Below are 17,203 nucleotides of genomic sequence, written 5' to 3'. Positions count from 1 at the left end.
GCTATGAGGACATACGATTTCGCTCCCCTGTGGCGTTCGAGTATTGGATTCGACCGCCTCATCGATCTTCTCGACGAAACCCAGCAACGGTCCGAAGACAACTACCCGCCCTACAATATCGAGCGGCTCGGAGAGGACCGTTACCAGATCTCGGTCGCACTGGCCGGCTTCAACCAGGACGAGATTTCGGTGACGGCTGAGCAGAACGTGCTGACCGTGGAAGGCCGCAAGGGCGACAAGGACCAGCACGAATACCTCTATCAGGGTATCTCGGCGCGTCCGTTCAAGCGACAGTTCAGCCTCGCCGACCACGTGCAGGTCAAATCGGCAATGGTCGAGAACGGTCTGCTGCGGATCGAGCTCGTGCGCGAAATCCCCGAGGCCATGAAGCCTCGGCGTATTGCCATCGGAAGTGGCGCTCCTGGCGGACAAATCACGCAGAAGGCGGCCTGAGCCCGCTTCCTATTGGGCCAAAACACGCACGGACGGTACCCGTCCGTGCGCTGACCAGCTGCATGTCAAGTTAAGGAGGATATCATGGGTATTCGGGATCTCGTTCCCTGGGGCAAAGGGCAAGAACTCTCAACCGGACGAGAGGCATTCGATCCGTTTCTCACGCTTCACCGTGAGATGAACCGTCTGTTCGATGACGCCTTTCGCGGCTTCGGCTCATTCGGTCGCATCAACGCTCCGTTGATGGAGGGCCAGTTTAGTTGGCCACGCCTTGAACTGAATGAAACCGACAAGGAGGTTACGGTTTCCGCCGAGCTTCCAGGCCTCAGCGAAAAGGATGTCCAGGTTGAAATTGCCAATGGCATCCTGTCAATCCGGGGTGAAAGGAAAGCAGAACGCAGCGACGATTCCAAGTTCGTCAGCGAGCGATATTACGGCTCTTTCGAGCGCCAGATTCCGCTTGATGGCGTCGAGGAAGATAGGGCGAAGGCCGACTTCAAGAACGGCGTCCTCACCGTGACGCTACCGAGGTCCGAGCAGTCACGGTCGAACGTCAAGCGTATCGCGATCAACAGCAACTAAGGCCAGAGGTCGGCGGCGTACGACCGTCGCCGACCTCTATATCCAAGCCTTCAGCAACGCGCCTCTGGGCGAAAGGAGAAACAGGAGGCACGACATGAGCCATGTCAATCGCAATGCCAACATCAATGAGTCGCTATTTCATTCAGTATCCCACTACAATTCACCGGGCGATGTATTGAATGACTCTGGGCTCTCGACGGACGAGAAGCGTGTCATCCTCTCGTCCTGGGCGTCGGATATGTACGTCGTCGAATCCCAACCGGCTCTTCGGGAGGTGCCCGGCATTCCGCACCGGTTGCGCCTTGCCGACATCCTGGCGGCGCTGAAGCGGCTGGACGACGAGGAGGATCCGCCGCCGCGCGGCGGAATGGCGATGCAGCTGCCTCGGTTGAGCAAGCCGGTGCGCGCCGTTTGCGATTCCGAACGACATGCTGCGACGAAGCGGCATCGGCCGTTGAAAGTATCCCGCGCGGATGCTCGGTGGACTCGCGAAGCAAATGTACGGCGGTACCGAAAGCTGTTGGACACTCAACTGACTGACGCAGAACGCAGCTTCATCAGGCGGCGTCTTGTCGAGGAATTGAAGGGCCTGATCACCTCCCGGAGCGAGCGTCATCACAAAAACTGAGCCCGGGACCGCGCAGTGTACGAATAAACTGTCGATGAAGGCAGGAAAAGATGGCAGCAGATCCGTTAGCTCAAGCGAAGATGGGTGTGGAGGCCCTTGCACTGTGTATCGCAGGTGTCTTGTGCGAACGTGACCCATCGCTTTTGCCCGTATTCCAAGAAAGTGCGAGCACGCTTCATCGCATTCTCGATGATCGTGGAGATCATGAGGCGGCAGCAATGATCGGCGCATTTGGTCGAGCACTAATGAAACGTCCTCCAATCCCCAATTGACAATGGTGACCGCAGCACTCCCATCGCTCGTGGGCTAAAGCCTACCACTCGAGCTACGCCGAAAACTGGCGCATCGCCTCCAATCTTTTCATGGGTGACCTCCGGTGAGCATGTTCGCGCCAGAGTTCTGACCAGCTGTTCATAGGCGCGTCGTTCCTCTGCGGAGAGACTGGACGGCGGTGGGTTGCCGGCCTTGAAAGCCTTGTCGACGTCGGCTGGAACGGTGGCGGGCATGTTGGTGTGGATGGCAAGCAATCCCGCAGGTGCCTGTAAGCCCATCTGGTCGACGACAAACGCTCCCCAATCGCCTCCCTGTTCGCCGCAACAGCCCGGGCCCCGATGGCGTGTCTTCCGCGCCCGCGGCCAATTCTACACACAAAACGCGAAAACGGCCCCAGCTTGGGGATCGCTGAGGCCGTCGTTTCGTCTGCTGGGGGCGCGGGCGCCGGTGAGCAAGAGCCACCTCGGTTCAGGCAGAATGCCGGTACATCCGCGGCAGCCTGAATTGCACTCGACGTAGCAGCGCACTTGCCGAGGGCCTCAGGGGGACGCATACAAGCGACCCCGGCGCTGGGGGCACCAGGGTCGCCACTGAACTCCCGGTCGGGGGGGCACCTGATCGCGGGAGCAACGAATTGACTCTTCGCATTCCCACTTGTTCCCGAGGCGTTAGCAAATCAGCAACGTGATCGGCGCAGGCTTCTCTGAGGGACGGGACCGTTGGGGACGCAGCACGGTCACGTTTCGGAGGAGCTGGCGCACCGGCCCTGAGCGTCGGCTCCTCTTTTGGACCTTGTGTGAGTTAGGCAACAGCCGTCACTCCGGGTACCTGTTAAGCAAGTGACGTTGGGAATTTCAGGGCCCTAGCGCTGGGAATGACAGGGCGCCGCCGGGACAAACCATTTCGGGCCCGGCGGCGTAGTTTTTGAGATTTGCCACGCTGACGCATGAGAGGCGTCTCAAGATGTCTGGCGACAAGATTGCTACAAAGACCGTGCTGTTAGCGCTCGCCATAGGCATTGCCATATGGGCAACTATGGGGGCGCCCGAGCCAGGCACAAATTCGCCGATGCACGTCGCCAGCAGGCGATGAGGCCCCCTACTTGGTAGATTGGGCGCTGTCGCTTTAGGTCGGCGTCATTCGAGCGGTAGAGAAAGCGCGGGCAGCGGCCTATTGCCCTGCTCGCAACCTGTTCGCCCCTTGAGCGGTAGAACCAGCGTTGAGGCATCCGCGGCAGTCCGGCCCATGAAATGGGTCAGATTAACGCCCGATGACCACTCCACATAACCAACGGCCGAAAAGGCGAGCGCTCCCACGACGAGAATACTGAGCACTGAAGCGGCGGCTGCTGACGGCAAGCTTTGGCTGCTGAAAAACGGCATCACAATTCTCCGACACCGAGTTGCCACCCATCGGTGCGTTAGGCCGACTTGCGATGATCGCGTGTGAACGGCCTCACATATCACGCGCACTTGATGCGTCATTGGCCCGTGGCACAGCCCCTGCAGTTTGCTTGGTGCTGGGGATTTCAGCGTCCCGGTTCAGGAAGGAAACGCCGCCGGGCGTGTATTATTGAGACCGGCGGCGTCTTTTTCCTGAACCAGTGCGAGCTAGCCCGTTTCAGGCCGCCTCGTCGTCTTCATCTTGCTGCTCGACGTTCGGCCACTCGGGCATTGCGTACCCCGTGGCCCGATGACTACCCGCAAGCCCACAGAACTCAGCGACTGCAACGAACAGATTCTGAAAGGCGGCTTCGTCTTGAAAGTAGAACTCGCGATCACCCGTACAAAGCGGACTGGCGTGCCAGAATGCAACGAGTGCTTTTGCCTTCGCGCCCACTCTGCATGCCGCGCGTAGTATTCGCGCACTAACGGCTCAAACTTCGCAGCGAGCCCGATGAGTTCAGCATCGACCCGCGGCCACCCACCCGGCAATGTCGGGCGGTGTCCATTGTCTGCGTGGTCCAACCCGCAATCGTGATCACCATTTCGCCAGTCAACCCCGACAAGATCCAACACGGTCGCAGCGCGCGATGACGGTTACCACGAAGGATCATATGCATATTCTCGTGGAGCTCGAAAAACTCTTTCATTGACCGGCGGCGCGCCTTGACCCACGCTTGCGTATCCTGCGCGGAATGGCGAATTCCTAGCGGCTTGTTTTGCGTCGCGTGCGACCTTCAATCCCACGACAGCTAGCGCTTCGGTGCCAGCTTCGACCCAAGGCCTCGGTCAAGCCCAGAGCCTACTCCTTCTTAGAGTCTGACTCATAAATCACCTAACCTTAGCTGCAGCCGCGAGTCTGCGGGTCAGGAGCCTGATGTGTGCAATCAGCAGCCAGGCAGCTTCGGTTGCCACCGTCGCCTCGAAGTCCTTGGCGAGGCGGCGGCATCTGCCGAACCAAGCGAATGTGCGTTCAACCACCCACCGCCTCGGCAGAAGCTGGAAGCCTTTGACGCCTTGAGGCCGCTCGACGATCTCGACAGTCCATGGACCGCAGTCTGAGAGCGCGTCGAGGAGTTGATTTCCGCGGTAGATCCGGTCGGCAAAGACGTGGCGCAGCCGGGGGAAGTTCATCCGCACGTTCTTCAGCAGCGGTACGGCGCCATGGCAGTCCTGAACGTTGGCGGGATGAACATGAACCCCAAGGAGGAGGCCATTGGTATCAGTCACAATGTGCCGCTTGCGGCCGTAGATGCGCTTGCCTGCATCGTAGCCGCGCGGTCCGCCAGCTTGCGTGGTTGGCGCACTCTCGCTGGCGGAAAACGATCAGAACAATGACCTATCAACGTACCCAGGAAGCGATCGCTGCAGCGAAACGGACAATCGACAAGCATCTCGAAGGTAGGAACCTGCCAATCTGGCTCGCCATTAGTGGCTTTTGCGGCGGAAGTTCCATGCAGCCCCTTGGGGCCGAGTCGGCGGCTCTCCCGCCGATTTGAACGCAAGACATTAAAACAATAAGTCCTAGCGTCTGCGAGGAGCGCTTTGGACGCGCGGTTTTATAGCCTATTCGGGCTACGTGCATCCGGCATAAATTGCGCTTTCAGCGAGAGACGCCCGGGGCTTAAGCTATGTGACAAATGCTGCACTGTCGGGGTGTGCCATGGCCGAAACATTCGTCCGCGTAGGCATCGTCCTTTTGGGGCTTTGCCCTTTCGCAATCGTTGCAATTGCTCTGCTCGTGCAAAGCTGACACGGTTTCATTCGCGAGTCGGCCGGAGCGAACCGGCCGAGACAGCGGCCCCAGCGACTGCCTCTTGGCCCCCAAAGGTTGCTGCGGCCGTTTCTAACTCTCTAAATTCATAGCAATGAAACACGTTGGCGACCGCCCCTACTCCGAATCCGATAAAGCCGCGCGCAGGATCATGGAGCACGCTCGGGCCTTCGAGCCGATCCAGGATCGGCCGGATCTGCATCGAAAAGATCAACTATCCGATGCTCTACCAGGACAAGGCGACGCCGGCTGAGTATTGGGCTGGCTTGGAGTACGCGAAGGATCGGGGCTGGCTCGAGTATCACGAAAGCGGGACCTTCGTGAGGATGCTGGACCTCGGGCCGCGCTTGGTGCTGCGGGACGAAACGGGCTGGCAGCTGACCGACGCCGGCCGCGAGATCCTCAGTGTTGCGGAATCGTCGGCCCCCCAGCCGGTCGCGCCGGAGGTCTCAGCTGTATCCGCGCCGCCGCAGCCCGATGCACTGACCGCGCCTCCGCCACGCCTGCTCGAACGCGCGATCCCGGCACAGCGACCGAGCAGACGCGAGGGGCGACGGCGCAATGGAGCGGTCGGCTTAGGCCGCCGCGAACGGACAGTCGTCACGGCATCAAACCGTAAACGCCTCATCGTTGGTGACCAGCGGATTGCAGGTCAAGTGCACGATCTTGCCGGCGGCGTTCAAGCGGAGACGCGTCCGGAACAGCCGTCCCCCTGCATCGCGGTACTCGAGGTAGATGCCGCCGTCTTCCGGCACGATCGCCTCGATCTGGAAGGGGCCGGGAGGCTGATCCGCCAACCTCAGCGTCCAATAGGAACGCAATGCCCGCCTGCCCTCGAACCTTCCGCCTTCGCAGCATTCCACAGTGGTGTCTTCGTCGTACAGGCCGAGCAGATCGGATATTCGCCGGTCCCGGCACGCGTTGAGCAAATCGACGACGATGGCCATGGCATCGAAAGTCTCGGGTGCACCCATCACGGCCCTCTTTCTGCAACGCCCCATGCAGACTAGGTGTTCCGGCCTGAACTGCAGGTGAACCGCGTCGGGTTCCGGAATCGAGTCCTTCTTGCGCCGACCGGGTCCCGCAGCGGCGCCCGGAAGAGATCGCAGAGGAGCGCGAAGATGGAGCTGACCGATCTGAAGCGCGATTTTCTGAGGAAGCTCCCCGGCGAATCCTTGGTCAACCCGCCGACGTTCGACCACGAAATCTGGCGCGGCTCGTGGAGCCGGGTCACGTGGAAACCGAACCACTTCCATCCGGAGATATCGAGTATCGCATCACCGACCCCGGGCGGGCGACGGCTACCGCGTGAATCACAGATCGGCGAGCCGAGGGGGCCGAGTCAGGGGGCTTCGGTTTTCGGGAGCCGCTCCAATTGCAGACGCAGGGCGGGCGACAATTCCGGCTTTTCCTTGATGCAGCCGCCCGCCGATTCCCGCACAATTGACCCGCTGTGTTGCGGACCGATGTCGACGCCCCCCAGCATCGGAGCAATCTCGTTGCGACCCACCTCCTGAAAGCAACGTCGGCGGACGTCGGCGGTTTCAGCGGCGACCGGGGCAGGTCGAAGGATAATAGTGCTGCCCCATTGAATTGCAGGGACCGTCGCCGGCCGTTGAACTACGGCGCCTGTCGCGGATAGCCAAAGGTCTCACGGCCCGCTATTCAGAACTAGCGCTCGCGAGGATAACCAAAGGCGGCGGCCTCCTCCAGGCGTAAGAGTCGAACCGTCCTCCGCAGCGCCTGCGATGTTGCCTTCGAGACCAGTCGCATGGAGTCCCTAAACGATCGTCCGATGTGCCCGGTGTGCAAGCACGGGCTCGCGCTGTCGCGTATCTCTTCCGGCGAGCGGGGATTCGAGGACCGTACGTTCGAGTGCTCTACCTGCGGCAGGACGGAAAAGGTTACGATCGAGGTTGACCCTGTGAAGTCAGATGCGGTGGGCTGGCGAGCGTCGGCCGCCGCGCTGACTTGACCCGATCGGTGCCGCCACGGCCAATGCTCGATGCCGATGATCATCCTTGTCGTGTCACGGCAGAAAAACCAACTCGTTCTGCTGCGCGCCCCCTCGCTCAGTTTTCGACTTGATCCATCACGTCGCGTACCTTGGCGGCCAGTTCATTGAAGCTGAAGGGCTTGACGATCAATTGCACGCCCTTATCGAGCCGGCCGTGATGAATGATCGAGTTGCGGGCATATCCGGTAGTGAACAGCACCTTCAAGGAGGGGCGGATGGCTCTGGCTTGAGCAGCGACCTGCGCGCCCGTCATACCGCCCGGAAGGACCACGTCTGTAAACAGGAGATCCACTCGGGGTTGCCGGTCTAGAATCCGCAGAGCCGCCGGCCCATCATGGGCCTCCAGCACGCGATAGCCGAGCTCGCGGAGGCTGTCGACAGAGTAGGCTCTGACGTCGGCGTCATCCTCGACGACGAGAATGGTCTCTTCCTGGGTCGCCTCCGGATTGAGCGTCTCATCAGGTGTGGTGTCATCCGACGAGTCGCCTAACAGGCGAGGCAGGTAAATTTTGACGGTGGTGCCCTGCCCAAGTTCCGAATAAATCTTCACATGACCGCCCGACTGCTTGACGAAGCCATACACTTGGCTCAGCCCAAGTCCCGTGCCTTTGCCGACGGGTTTCGTCGTGAAGAAGGGCTCGAACGCTTGCGCCACGGTCTGCCGGTCCATGCCAACGCCGGTGTCGGTGACCGATATGACGACGTACTGGCCCGCCACCACTTCCCTATGTGCCGCGACATAGGCTTCGTCGATGTGGGCGTTACCGGTCTCAAGTGTCAGCCTTCCCCCATTTGGCATGGCATCGCGAGCGTTGACGGCGAGATTGAGGATGGCAGCCTCGAGCTCATTGGGGTCGGCTTCCACGCGCCACAACCCGGCGCCGAGCACGGTCTCCACGGCGATCGTCTCGCCGAGCGTGCGATGGACCATCTCGGAAAGGCCGTTGACCAGAACGTTCACGTCGATCGGCTTGGGATCGAGGGGCTGGCGGCGCGAGAACGCGAGAAGGCGCTGGGTAAGCGAGGCCGCCCGTTGGGCGCCATTCATCGCGTGACGCACGGCGCGCTGCAGATGCGCGGAATCCGAAGGAACATTACGCTGCAACGTGTCGAGATTTCCCATGATCACCTGGAGGAGGTTGTTGAAGTCGTGGGCGACCCCACCCGTCAACTGCCCCACCGCTTCCATCTTTTGGGACTGCCGCAGCGCCTCCTCGTTGCGCTTAAGCTGTTCGGTGCGCTCGATCACCTGCTTTTCCAGCGTGGCATTCAACTCGACGAGCGCCTCCTGGGCGCGCTTGCGTTCTGCGATTTCGCGGTGCGACGCCTGCGAAAGACGGACATTGTCGATTGCCACGGCCGCTTCGGCGGCGAGCCCCGAGAGGCCCCGCTCGGAGCGCTCCGAAAAGACGCCAGGCTTGCCGTGGCCAAAGAACAGGCCTCCGATCACATCCCCCGTCCGCGAAATCACGGGAACGGCGAGATAGCTCCGGACGGGCAGATGGCCTTCGGGCATGCCTCGACGCGGCGCATTCTTGCCATAGCGGGGATCCTTGGTGATATCGTCGGAGCGCACGATGCCCTCGCCGTTGAAGGTCGGCGCGAACACTTCGGTATTTCGCGGCATCGGAAACTTCGAAAATGCCTCCAGCGGCGCTCCCGAAAGCGTGTAGAGCATGTAGCTTTCGCCGGCCTCGTTGGTGAGGTTGTAGAAAAACGCCCCAAACTCGGCACCGCTGAGTTCGACGCCCGCATCCGTTACGATTTGCACCAGGCGCTGGAGATCAGTCTCGAGGGCAAGGGCCGATCCGGCACGATTGAGCACTTCGAGCGAATGCCGCTCTTCACGGATCATCTCCTCGGCCTCCCGCTGGATCGTGCGGTCGCGCAGGATCTTGACGAAACCGACGATCTTTCCGCCCTCGCGGATCGGGCTCAGTTCGCCCACCGCCCAGAAACGGCTCCCGTCTTTGCGGAGGCGCCAGCCTTCCTCGCCGCCGCCCCTACCGTGCGCGGTCGCATCTTCCATTTCTTTGCGCAACTGCGCCTGGCCAGCGTCTGCGGCAAAGATCCGGTCCAAGGACTTGCCGAGCATTTCGGGTTCGCTCCAGCCAAGGATCCGGCTCGCGCCGGTATTCCAGCTGGTAACGAGTCCGCGTTCATCGGCGCTGATGATGGCCGTATCAGTCGCGCCATTGACGATCTGACGCCACTGGGCCGCGCTGATTTCATCGGGCGCGCTTGTGAGGTCGTCAGCTTCGATCATCGATGCTCCCTGACAAAAGTGCGGATGCCACATCCCGGAAGGAGGCAGGCCGGCGTCAGTAGCTCGACTTTCTTGACGGCCCCCAGAGGCTGTAGAAGTACACTTGGCCAACGCAGGGTCCCAGGGGTGAGTTCCCTTTCGAGCGGGTACGGTGGGGGCACGAAATTTCGTTCAGAACGTCAACACAATGCGGAACAAAGAACCGCATCACGGCCCTTCCCTAGCCATCTTTTCAGGTTCCATGACGGAAGGCCGCAGGAATTGTCCGACCTCGGTGATGGACGCCGTCCGCCTGAGCTGGCGTTCGGCTGATGCTCAATTCCACGTGCGGCCACTATGCTGGCGGTCTTTCTGTCGAGGAGATCGCGCAGCAGCACAGGGAAGCCGACCGGCTGAACAAGCGATTCGGCAAGGATTTCCGGATCCTCAAAGGAATCGAGTCCGACATTCTTGCCGACGGGTCGCTCGACAATGCCGACGACGTGCTGGAGCGATTCGACTTCGTGGTCGCGAGCATTCGCGGCCGGTTCAAATTGAACCGACAAGGCCCAGACGCAGCGCATGCTCCGGGCCATCTCGCATCCTCAAACCACTATCATCGGCCACATGACCGGACGGCAAATCCAGCGGCGGCCAGGCTACGAAATCGACGTTGAGAAAGTGTTGCAGGCATGTGTGAAGCATGACGTGGCCGTCGAGACCAACGCCCACCCATGGCGGCTTGACCTAGACTGGCGTTGGCATGAGGCGGCGCTCGAGTTCGGCTGCATGATGAGCATCAATCCGGACGCGCACTCGGCGCCTGAACTCAATCACATGCATTGGGGTGTAGAGATGGCGCGCAAAGGCGGTGTGCCGCCGGACAGGGTCCTGAACGCGATGACGCTTCCCGAGATCACGCGCTACCTCGGCCAGAGGCGGCGCTCGCTCTTCCGCGTCGCCTAATGCCATTGGCACAAGACCACTCGCTCGAAGGAACGGTGGTGGCGGTCGCGGCTGACCGCGGGCACCACTTCAGCAAACCGACGCAGGACTGCATAGTCCTGGTGGAAGGTCACGGCGTCGAAGGCGACGCCCACGCCGGCGTTCGTCCGGCACCGCTATCTCTCCCGCCGCCAGCCCCGCCTACCCAATCTCCGACAGGTCCATCTGATCCAATCCGAAATCTTCGCATCCCTTCTCGAAGCTGGCTTCGACGTCGGCGCGGGCGATCTCGCCGAGAACATATTGCCGGCCTGGACCTTGAGCGAATGCCGCTCGGGTCCCTCATCAAGCTCGGACCCACGGCGATCATAGAGCTGACTGGCCTCCAGACGCCGTGCGTCCTCATGGACCGCTTCCGAGCCGGCCTTAAGCGGCACATGCTCTCGTCGGCGGAAACTGACCCTCCGTTCAAATCCGGGGTGCTTGGCGTGGTGCGGGCCGGCGGGACGGTCGCGCCTGGCGATACCGCGCGGGTTCGGTCAGCGCTCAGCTGCCCTGAAAACTTGTTCGGCGTGCCTTTCTTGCAGCAGCCGATTTTGATCCCGTGCGCCATCTGTTTCTCTCTTCTTTGGAACGTCTTCTGGCGTGCTCATTTGAAAACGCGCGGTAAACCCTCCGCGGCTGTGCCGCGGGCGCATCTATTCACTCAAGCTGATTTGCGAGCAAATATCGGCTGCGTCGAAAGTCAGTTCGTGGTCTGGACCTGTGGAGAAGGATAAGGGTGTAACAAATGAGCGTCATCGGTCCAGCCATTGCGATCGTTATCGGCCTAGCCACTGTGATGGTCGTTTACCTGCTGGCGAGGAAAACCCGGCGTGAGCGCGATAGCCAAAGACAACATATCGCCGATGAACGTCACGAGAACGCTAGCCCGCAAAGCGCTCTCTCCGCAATCGGCGACCGCGAACGCGATGAGGAGGCTCGATCTCGTACAGCGGTCGGGAGCCGATACAGCCACCTTGAAGATGATCCGACCTATGCGACGAGCGTGGAATTGGGGAAGATTTTGATGGACCTGAGCGAGTTAGAGACGGATCTCGCCCTGGCTAAGCAAAGCAAGGACACGGATTTAGCTCTCAAAATCCGGCTCGAGATGAATGACTTGGAAAGTCGCGCTTCCGAGCTAGAGAGCCAACTCGTGAATGGTCCCGATACTCGCCCGGGCTAACCGACCGGCCGCTACCGGAAGTACGTCATGCCGCCGGCAACGATCGACAAGACAAAAGCCAAAGCAGCAGCCCCAATAATCCATGGCATGTCACGGCGTTCATTAGGCGTCATACAGCTTTCTCTCAAATCGCATCGCTTCGCGCAAAGGAAGGCCTCAGCACGAGACGGTTAAGTGCCGAGACCAAGTTTTCTACGTCATCCCTTGTTCAACGCCGATGACGGTCGGCACTGAACAGACGATCAACCGACCGGTTAAGGGATTGTTCCTATTCCCGGTGTTGCCGTTTTAGCTGGTCGTGCCATGCCATGGCTGCCAACGAGCGAATGCGCACCAAGGCCAGTTCGACCGCTGCTGTGGCCGTTTCAGACCCAACCACGAACCATCCCCCTTGCATGGAGGACCAGGTCGCATTGAACCGCCTTGGCAGTCGTCGCTATGCCTCCATCAGGCATCCCAGAGAGCGCTCTCGACCGCGGCGGGCACCGAGCGCTGCAGCCTAGCAACGGCTGGCCTCAGACTTCAGCTGAATCCGGATCGGCTTCGTGTAATCGGCAAGGTGATCATCGGCGCTCCTCAACCCGCTTTGTCGCGCCGTCGCGCTGTTGATGCCCGAACAATGCCGGCCAATCCGCAACGGTCCCGGCCTGGGCGATCTCCCGAGCCGTCGGCACGATCCGGACCACGTTTATTGTAGCCGTATGCCGCGCCGCATCCTGGTCGCCCGGCTTCAGACCTGCGACACGTTGAGGGAATCGGATTCCCCTAGCTGCGACGGCGCCATGCCCCGGCTGCCGCGTAGCGCGGGCGATCATCTTCGCCACGGCGACCGGGATGCGGTCTCCCCGCGCTGCGATGTAGCCGTCGATACGCGTTTCGATGCGATGGCCCAGCCGGGAGGTGCGGTTTTCGCGGTCACAGGCGCGGCACCTCAATCTGGATCGTGCGCGCATCTGCGCTGCGGTCGATCACGGTGAAGACGGCATCGCGCAGCACCCGATCGAGCTCGACGGGCGTCGCGCTCATCGGCTCCTCGATGGTGTCGAGATCGATCACATCAGCCGCCTGCGGATTGAAGTCCCCGCCGCGCACGCCACAGAGCTGTGCGCGGCGCGGATCGGTCACGTCGACCGCGATGCATTGGTCCAGGGCACGGAGTGCCGCTGCGATCGGCATGGTCGCATCTTCGTATTGGCCCGCGAACTTCCGTTGCCCATGCTCGTCACGAAACCACGCAGAGCGCAGCATGAAGACAGTTTGCATTTCCGGCGTCGGTTCTGCCGCCGCCGAGACCAGCGCGGTCGAAGCCTTCTGCGGCGGCATCACCTGCCGACCTTGCCGGATCGCATCGGGCATCGTCTTAAGCTCTGCGAAAGCGAAGGTGGGGATCTCCTTCCGCAGCTTTTCGAGGCTGGGATGACTGCCCGTCTTCTGAAGCTTGGTGATGATGTCGGCGATCGCATTGCCGACGCCCGGGATCTCCGTAAGACGATCCTCGGCGATGAGCACGTCCAGCGGGACGGCAAGAGCCGCCAGGCTGTCGGCGGCCCGAGAGTAGGCTTTCGGCCTGTGGGGATTGCCGCCTCGCAAGGCGGTGCGCTGCGCATCCTCTCGCAGGAATCATTGCGCGCGCGACTTCGTCAGCGAGTGCTCGGTGATGCGCTGCCAGTTTGGCGAACAGCGCCTTCTTTGCCGCGTTGGTCGCGAGCTTGCTGATTAGTTCGCACTCTTCCGCCTCGACACTGGCAGATGATCCGGAAGTGACTTATCGAGTAGGCCGGCGACCAGCACGGCGAGCGCTGCGTCTTCGATGGCCCCCTCGGCGTATTCGACCCTATCCCACTCGAAATGGAATACCGCCGAAGCGATGGTCGATCGTCGTCGGGCGCATTGCGATCATGCGGGCGTAGTGCGCGCGCAACTGATCCATGGCGCCATCAAACGCCTCTTGCGCCGCTGCTAAGCCCGACTGCTCGTTAGCGTCGGCTATAGCTGCATTGTACGCGCTGCGCGCCTCCTCGCCGCGCAGACACGCGTCCCGATAGGTCCCGGGCGGGTATGACCAGCGGGCGATCTCAACCAGGCGGCCCGTTTCATCGTTCGCGGCATCCCGAAGCCGCGATATTTCGACGAACCGGCTCCCCAGGTCGATCAGCTCGGCATCTGGACTGGCCAAGGAAACAGTTGTTGCGGTAGTCGGCGCCGCTGCGGCATCAGCCGATCAATACACACCTAAGCTGCTGAAAACAATACAATTAATCTAAGCTACCGAAATTAGCCCACAGTCCAGCCCACAAACACGAACGGCCCCGACGCGGCGCGCCGAGGCCGCCATTCCAGACTCCCGGTCGAGCGCGCCACCTGCCTCCGGGAGCAATGAAGGGACTCATTGGCCCGACCACTTGTTCCTGAGGATGGCGATGCCGCACAACAACGATAGCGGCCCTGGCGCGGGGAACGCCAAGGCCGTTTAAACTCCCGGTCGGGGGCAACCTATCGCGGGAGCCTGTGTAAGATTCCCGACATTGCCACTTGTTCCTGCTCCTCTCGCAACATCACAGTGCGTAACAAGAAGTGCCCTTCGGCCGATCACCGAGGCCACAGGTTCTGCGGTTGACTCTGCGCTGGGGATTTCAGGGCCCCCGGTTCAGGAAGGAAACGCCGCCGGGCGTGTATTTTTGAGACCGGCGGCGTCTTTTCTTGGGACTATTTCGATGATCCACACGGCTTTCGTGAAGTTGGGCAGCAAAGACAGTAGTTGCCCGCCCTTCAAAAACTCGATTCCGAAATCTTTAATAAATTCGGACCAGCTTCCTTCCGCGACAGGGAGGTGTGTCATGCGTAATCATGACTTCGTGTCCGATGGGTTCCTCGCGCTAATCGCGACCTGCCTTGTGCTGTTGTGCTCGGGCCTGCTCGTTGTCGCATTTAGCTAGTCTGACCTTGGCGCCCTCATCGTTCCGGATACTCCTAGGGGACCGCTTGGGGACACCCCGCGCAGAGCACAAGCATGCCGCATTTTCATCACGCAAAAACGGCTGGCCTGCTCATCCAGCATTCACGTTCAACTTCCTACAGTGTGGGGTGCCTTAGATTCCACGAGAGGAAACCATGAAGCTTAAATTTGCACTTGTTGGACTTGCTGCGCTCGGCAGCCTTGCTGCGGCAGGAAGCGCGTCAGCGATGCCGCTCGCGACACTTTCTCCCGCTTCAAACATCGAGAACGTCGCCGTAGTCTGCGGCCCGAACGGCTGTGTCCGCACGGCGCCCGTCTACAGGCCGTACGGCTACGGTTACGGCTATCGTGGCTACGGCGTCCGTCGCTACGGATACGTGCACAGGGGCTACGGTTATCATAGGGGTTACGGCTATCACGGCGGTTATCGCCGCTGGTGATTTCGCGCAAAAGCCCGTCGGTAGGATCATCCGGCGGGCAGATTGATCTGCATCACTCGCGTGTGTGACCGCCCTGCTACCGCAGTGTTGCTGGGATCGCAGGGCCAGCTGGAAGACCGCCGCCGGGATGCTGCATTCAAGCCCGGCGGCGTACTTTTTGATCAGATCCAGGCCGCCGCCCGCGCTCACCGTCTGGGCCGGCTCTGATTAATGGAACAGCAACGTCGTTTGCATAAGATGCAGCCCACTCGCTGCGGGACGCTCGAAAATGACCGAGTATGTCATCAGGGAAGTTGGCCTTCGTCAGTGGCTCGTGTTTGCCGATCGGCGAAGCATCGCTTTTTGCGCCGACGAAGATGAGGCGGTGAAAGCCATGGCCGAACATAGCGCGCGCCACCGTCGAACACCGGAAACGATGGAAATTGAGCCAGGGGAAAACCCGCCGGCGTGAACCGGCGGGCGCCTCGCCTTCACGCTAGGCTAAGTTGACGGCTGCAGTGGCCATCATCTGCCGTAGCTGATAATGCCAGCCCTCCCGACCGATGCAGTCACTGTTGGGCCATTCCTCGCCCTTGTCTTCGTACTGCTTCACGTACTCGAGAACCGCAGCAACGCCGCCCAACGTCGTCGGAATTGTCCTGGCCAGATCCCAACCTGCATCGGCCTCCGCATGGCAGCATGCTCCTTGATGGTCGTCGGCCTGCCAATAGGCCTCAGAGCGATATTCGGTGGCGTCGGTCGCCGTGATGGCTGCATTGTGGTCCGCGTCCGCCTGCTGGTGTTTTGCGATGGCCTCCAAAGCCGGATCAGTGCCCTGCGGTGATCGCCCTCCTCGATTCGACGCTGAGGCGGCAACCGGGTTACCAGCAAGCAATATGAGATCGAACGCGACGGACCATGCGACGATCTGCTTCTCGTCGCGCAGGCGATACTGCGCCTTGGCGTCGCCCAAGGCCGCCCCCTCAAAAGCCATGGAGGCCATCGATTTTACAGCAAGTTCGGAGAGATCTCTGGCCCGCACTAAACCGATGCCATGCTGCGCATCTCGATAGCACTTTTGAGCCATCTCATAGTGCTCAAGCTTGGGTGTAAGCTCGAGATCATCCGCCAGCCGCTTAGCCCGACGCGACCATTTTCGATATGCCCGCGGAGCGCTTGGGCTGGGGTTCTTGGCATTGGTTAGTTCGTTTTGCCGGCGCCCGTCATGAACGCTTGTTTAGACTGCGTCAGCATTACGCTTACAAATTCTCCGTGGCCTCATCGGTCGATGGCTTCAAGAAGCAGGCACCAGAGCTAGAGCAAGGGATAGCGGCAACGGCGTTCTACGAACTGACGTTCAACCCAGCCACTCGAATGGATGTCAATTCGACGGACTCTCGCTATCCTAATCCAGCCATGGAATGGATCATGAAAAAGCTAGGCGGCCCCTCGACTGAAAAGGACGCCGCCACTTGACCAATCGCTAGCGATAACTGCGCATCGCGGTCGCGAACTCTAGCGGCTTCACTCGGCGCGAGATATTCGCGATCATTGGCGCATGCCCTAGCGCCGCAAGCCCGCTCGTCATCTCCGCTACTGTCCGGCCCCGTCGATCGCAACGGCGGAAGACGGTGCTCATGTTCTGCGTCGGGTGCCAGCACAACGGCCGGCTGAAGCTCGCCGATCTGCCTGGATTGGGACTCGCCTGAAAACTCGGCGCACATCAGGTGCAGCGCTTGCGGTCGTTCCCCCTATCGCTAGGCTCATTAGGAACTTGAAGCGTTGTTGAGCCGTTTGGAGATTGCAAGACAAACGAGCATGACGCACGGTTCAGCCATCGCAACGAGATGTACAAAGAGCCGATCATTGACGAGTTAAGGCAGATTGAATTCGCGACAGTCGAAGGAGAAAGGCGGCTGGCGGAGAAAGAAGCGCAGCTCATCGAATGTAGGCGGCTGAATGAGGACACGAGCAAGATTGAAGCCGAGCTTGCGGTAATGCGCGAAGTACAGCTTGATCGCGAGAGGCTTCGCCAGCGCCTGCTTTCTCTTCTGCACCCCTAGATCCAGATGCCTTCTATGATCTAACAGGACAAGGCGACGCCGGCTGAGTATTGGGCTGACGTGGAGTACGCCGCAGGCCGGCAAGACCTGTTCGCGTGACCGGGGTCAGAGAAACCCCAGCGGTCGCGTCGCTGGGGTTCGTGGCTCCATGGTGTCCGATGCCTCGGGGGAAAGCATG

General features: G+C 60.8%; 15 protein-coding genes and 4 pseudogenes. 8 read left to right on the top strand and 11 right to left on the bottom strand.

Annotated elements, in window-relative coordinates; genetic code table 11:
- Positions 1-3: 3 nt before the first annotated feature.
- The 3 genes from ACVWZM_RS27175 to ACVWZM_RS27165 all read left to right on the top strand — a co-directional run bounded on the left by ACVWZM_RS27175 (position 4) and on the right by ACVWZM_RS27165 (position 1,663).
- The gene (locus ACVWZM_RS27175) at positions 4-453 is read left to right on the top strand and encodes an Hsp20 family protein (RefSeq protein WP_253589127.1); all 450 of its coding nucleotides are present in this window, start codon (positions 4-6) and stop codon (positions 451-453) included.
- A gap of 84 nt (positions 454-537) precedes the next feature.
- A complete protein-coding gene (locus ACVWZM_RS27170; protein WP_456855330.1) occupies positions 538-1,035 on the top strand; it encodes an Hsp20/alpha crystallin family protein in 498 nt (165 codons plus the stop codon).
- Between the two features lie 94 nt (positions 1,036-1,129).
- On the top strand, positions 1,130-1,663 hold the full coding sequence (locus ACVWZM_RS27165; RefSeq protein WP_456855329.1) for a hypothetical protein: 534 nt from the start codon (positions 1,130-1,132) through the stop codon (positions 1,661-1,663).
- 395 nt (positions 1,664-2,058) lie between these two features.
- On the opposite strand, the pseudogene ACVWZM_RS27160 reads toward ACVWZM_RS27165, so the two are convergent.
- The 6 genes and pseudogenes from ACVWZM_RS27160 to ACVWZM_RS27135 all read right to left on the bottom strand — a co-directional run.
- Positions 2,059-2,250 (bottom strand): annotated as a pseudogene (locus ACVWZM_RS27160) (epoxide hydrolase); the annotation flags it as partial.
- An 822-nt stretch (positions 2,251-3,072) separates the two neighbouring features.
- Positions 3,073-3,318, bottom strand: a complete 246-nt coding sequence (locus ACVWZM_RS27155; protein WP_456855328.1) for a hypothetical protein — start codon at positions 3,316-3,318, stop codon at positions 3,073-3,075.
- Positions 3,319-4,209: 891 nt separating this feature from the next.
- Positions 4,210-4,692: pseudogene (locus ACVWZM_RS27150) on the bottom strand (IS5 family transposase); the annotation flags it as partial.
- 1,068 nt (positions 4,693-5,760) lie between these two features.
- Complete coding sequence (locus ACVWZM_RS27145; protein WP_456855327.1) at positions 5,761-6,126, bottom strand: hypothetical protein; 366 nt, start codon at positions 6,124-6,126, stop codon at positions 5,761-5,763.
- Between the two features lie 368 nt (positions 6,127-6,494).
- Positions 6,495-6,638 carry a hypothetical protein gene (locus ACVWZM_RS27140; RefSeq protein ID WP_016844177.1) on the bottom strand — a complete coding sequence of 48 codons (144 nt, stop codon included), beginning with the start codon at positions 6,636-6,638 and terminating at the stop codon, positions 6,495-6,497.
- A 586-nt stretch (positions 6,639-7,224) separates the two neighbouring features.
- Positions 7,225-9,435, bottom strand: coding sequence for an ATP-binding protein (locus ACVWZM_RS27135; protein WP_076826819.1), 2,211 nt, complete (start codon positions 9,433-9,435; stop codon positions 7,225-7,227).
- A 317-nt stretch (positions 9,436-9,752) separates the two neighbouring features.
- Between ACVWZM_RS27135 and ACVWZM_RS27130 the strand changes: the two are divergent.
- A pseudogene (locus ACVWZM_RS27130) lies at positions 9,753-10,380 on the top strand (PHP domain-containing protein); the annotation flags it as partial.
- A gap of 769 nt (positions 10,381-11,149) precedes the next feature.
- Complete coding sequence (locus ACVWZM_RS27125) at positions 11,150-11,587, top strand: hypothetical protein (RefSeq protein ID WP_076826817.1); 438 nt, start codon at positions 11,150-11,152, stop codon at positions 11,585-11,587.
- Positions 11,588-12,970: 1,383 nt separating this feature from the next.
- Here ACVWZM_RS27125 and ACVWZM_RS27120 read toward each other — a convergent pair.
- The 3 genes and pseudogenes from ACVWZM_RS27120 to ACVWZM_RS27110 all read right to left on the bottom strand — a co-directional run.
- Positions 12,971-13,204: pseudogene (locus tag ACVWZM_RS27120) on the bottom strand (DNA polymerase/3'-5' exonuclease PolX); the annotation flags it as partial.
- 217 nt (positions 13,205-13,421) lie between these two features.
- The gene (locus ACVWZM_RS27115) at positions 13,422-13,763 is read right to left on the bottom strand and encodes a hypothetical protein (RefSeq protein ID WP_456834781.1); all 342 of its coding nucleotides are present in this window, start codon (positions 13,761-13,763) and stop codon (positions 13,422-13,424) included.
- Positions 13,764-14,234: 471 nt separating this feature from the next.
- Positions 14,235-14,426, bottom strand: coding sequence for a hypothetical protein (locus ACVWZM_RS27110; protein WP_253638711.1), 192 nt, complete (start codon positions 14,424-14,426; stop codon positions 14,235-14,237).
- Between the two features lie 272 nt (positions 14,427-14,698).
- Between ACVWZM_RS27110 and ACVWZM_RS27105 the strand changes: the two genes are divergently transcribed.
- Together ACVWZM_RS27105 and ACVWZM_RS27100 are read left to right on the top strand one after the other, a co-directional pair.
- Complete coding sequence (locus tag ACVWZM_RS27105; RefSeq protein WP_076826812.1) at positions 14,699-14,983, top strand: hypothetical protein; 285 nt, start codon at positions 14,699-14,701, stop codon at positions 14,981-14,983.
- A 268-nt stretch (positions 14,984-15,251) separates the two neighbouring features.
- On the top strand, positions 15,252-15,434 hold the full coding sequence (locus ACVWZM_RS27100) for a hypothetical protein (protein WP_076826811.1): 183 nt from the start codon (positions 15,252-15,254) through the stop codon (positions 15,432-15,434).
- Between the two features lie 24 nt (positions 15,435-15,458).
- On the opposite strand, the gene ACVWZM_RS27095 is transcribed toward ACVWZM_RS27100, so the two are convergent.
- Entirely contained in the window at positions 15,459-16,049 is a 591-nt protein-coding gene (locus ACVWZM_RS27095; RefSeq protein WP_456855326.1) for a hypothetical protein, read from the bottom strand.
- A 74-nt stretch (positions 16,050-16,123) separates the two neighbouring features.
- On the opposite strand from ACVWZM_RS27095, the gene ACVWZM_RS27090 reads away from it, so the two are divergent.
- Positions 16,124-16,438, top strand: a complete 315-nt coding sequence (locus tag ACVWZM_RS27090) for a hypothetical protein (RefSeq protein ID WP_456855325.1) — start codon at positions 16,124-16,126, stop codon at positions 16,436-16,438.
- 398 nt (positions 16,439-16,836) lie between these two features.
- On the opposite strand, the gene ACVWZM_RS27085 is transcribed toward ACVWZM_RS27090, so the two are convergent.
- Positions 16,837-17,019, bottom strand: a complete 183-nt coding sequence (locus ACVWZM_RS27085; protein WP_158074179.1) for a hypothetical protein — start codon at positions 17,017-17,019, stop codon at positions 16,837-16,839.
- Positions 17,020-17,203 lie beyond the last annotated feature (184 nt).

This window comes from Bradyrhizobium sp. USDA 4501 (assembly GCF_054062115.1).
The sequence above is the reverse complement of the archived record's forward strand: the minus strand, read 5'-3'. Positions and strand labels throughout refer to the sequence as shown.

What these genes read in the sequence shown, in the direction of transcription:
- ACVWZM_RS27105 (WP_076826812.1), top strand. Translation starts at nt 14,699, where the DNA reads ATGAAGCTTAAATTTGCACTTGTTGGACTTGCTGCGCTCGGCAGCCTT.
- ACVWZM_RS27135 (WP_076826819.1), bottom strand. Translation starts at nt 9,435, where the DNA reads ATGATCGAAGCTGACGACCTCACAAGCGCGCCCGATGAAATCAGCGCG.
- ACVWZM_RS27140 (WP_016844177.1), bottom strand. Translation starts at nt 6,638, where the DNA reads ATGCTGGGGGGCGTCGACATCGGTCCGCAACACAGCGGGTCAATTGTG.
- ACVWZM_RS27175 (WP_253589127.1), top strand. Translation starts at nt 4, where the DNA reads ATGAGGACATACGATTTCGCTCCCCTGTGGCGTTCGAGTATTGGATTC.
- ACVWZM_RS27100 (WP_076826811.1), top strand. Translation starts at nt 15,252, where the DNA reads ATGACCGAGTATGTCATCAGGGAAGTTGGCCTTCGTCAGTGGCTCGTG.
- ACVWZM_RS27090 (WP_456855325.1), top strand. Translation starts at nt 16,124, where the DNA reads ATGCCCGCGGAGCGCTTGGGCTGGGGTTCTTGGCATTGGTTAGTTCGT.
- ACVWZM_RS27155 (WP_456855328.1), bottom strand. Translation starts at nt 3,318, where the DNA reads ATGCCGTTTTTCAGCAGCCAAAGCTTGCCGTCAGCAGCCGCCGCTTCA.
- ACVWZM_RS27145 (WP_456855327.1), bottom strand. Translation starts at nt 6,126, where the DNA reads ATGGGTGCACCCGAGACTTTCGATGCCATGGCCATCGTCGTCGATTTG.
- ACVWZM_RS27125 (WP_076826817.1), top strand. Translation starts at nt 11,150, where the DNA reads ATGAGCGTCATCGGTCCAGCCATTGCGATCGTTATCGGCCTAGCCACT.
- ACVWZM_RS27110 (WP_253638711.1), bottom strand. Translation starts at nt 14,426, where the DNA reads ATGACACACCTCCCTGTCGCGGAAGGAAGCTGGTCCGAATTTATTAAA.
- ACVWZM_RS27165 (WP_456855329.1), top strand. Translation starts at nt 1,130, where the DNA reads ATGAGCCATGTCAATCGCAATGCCAACATCAATGAGTCGCTATTTCAT.
- ACVWZM_RS27170 (WP_456855330.1), top strand. Translation starts at nt 538, where the DNA reads ATGGGTATTCGGGATCTCGTTCCCTGGGGCAAAGGGCAAGAACTCTCA.
- ACVWZM_RS27095 (WP_456855326.1), bottom strand. Translation starts at nt 16,049, where the DNA reads ATGGCTCAAAAGTGCTATCGAGATGCGCAGCATGGCATCGGTTTAGTG.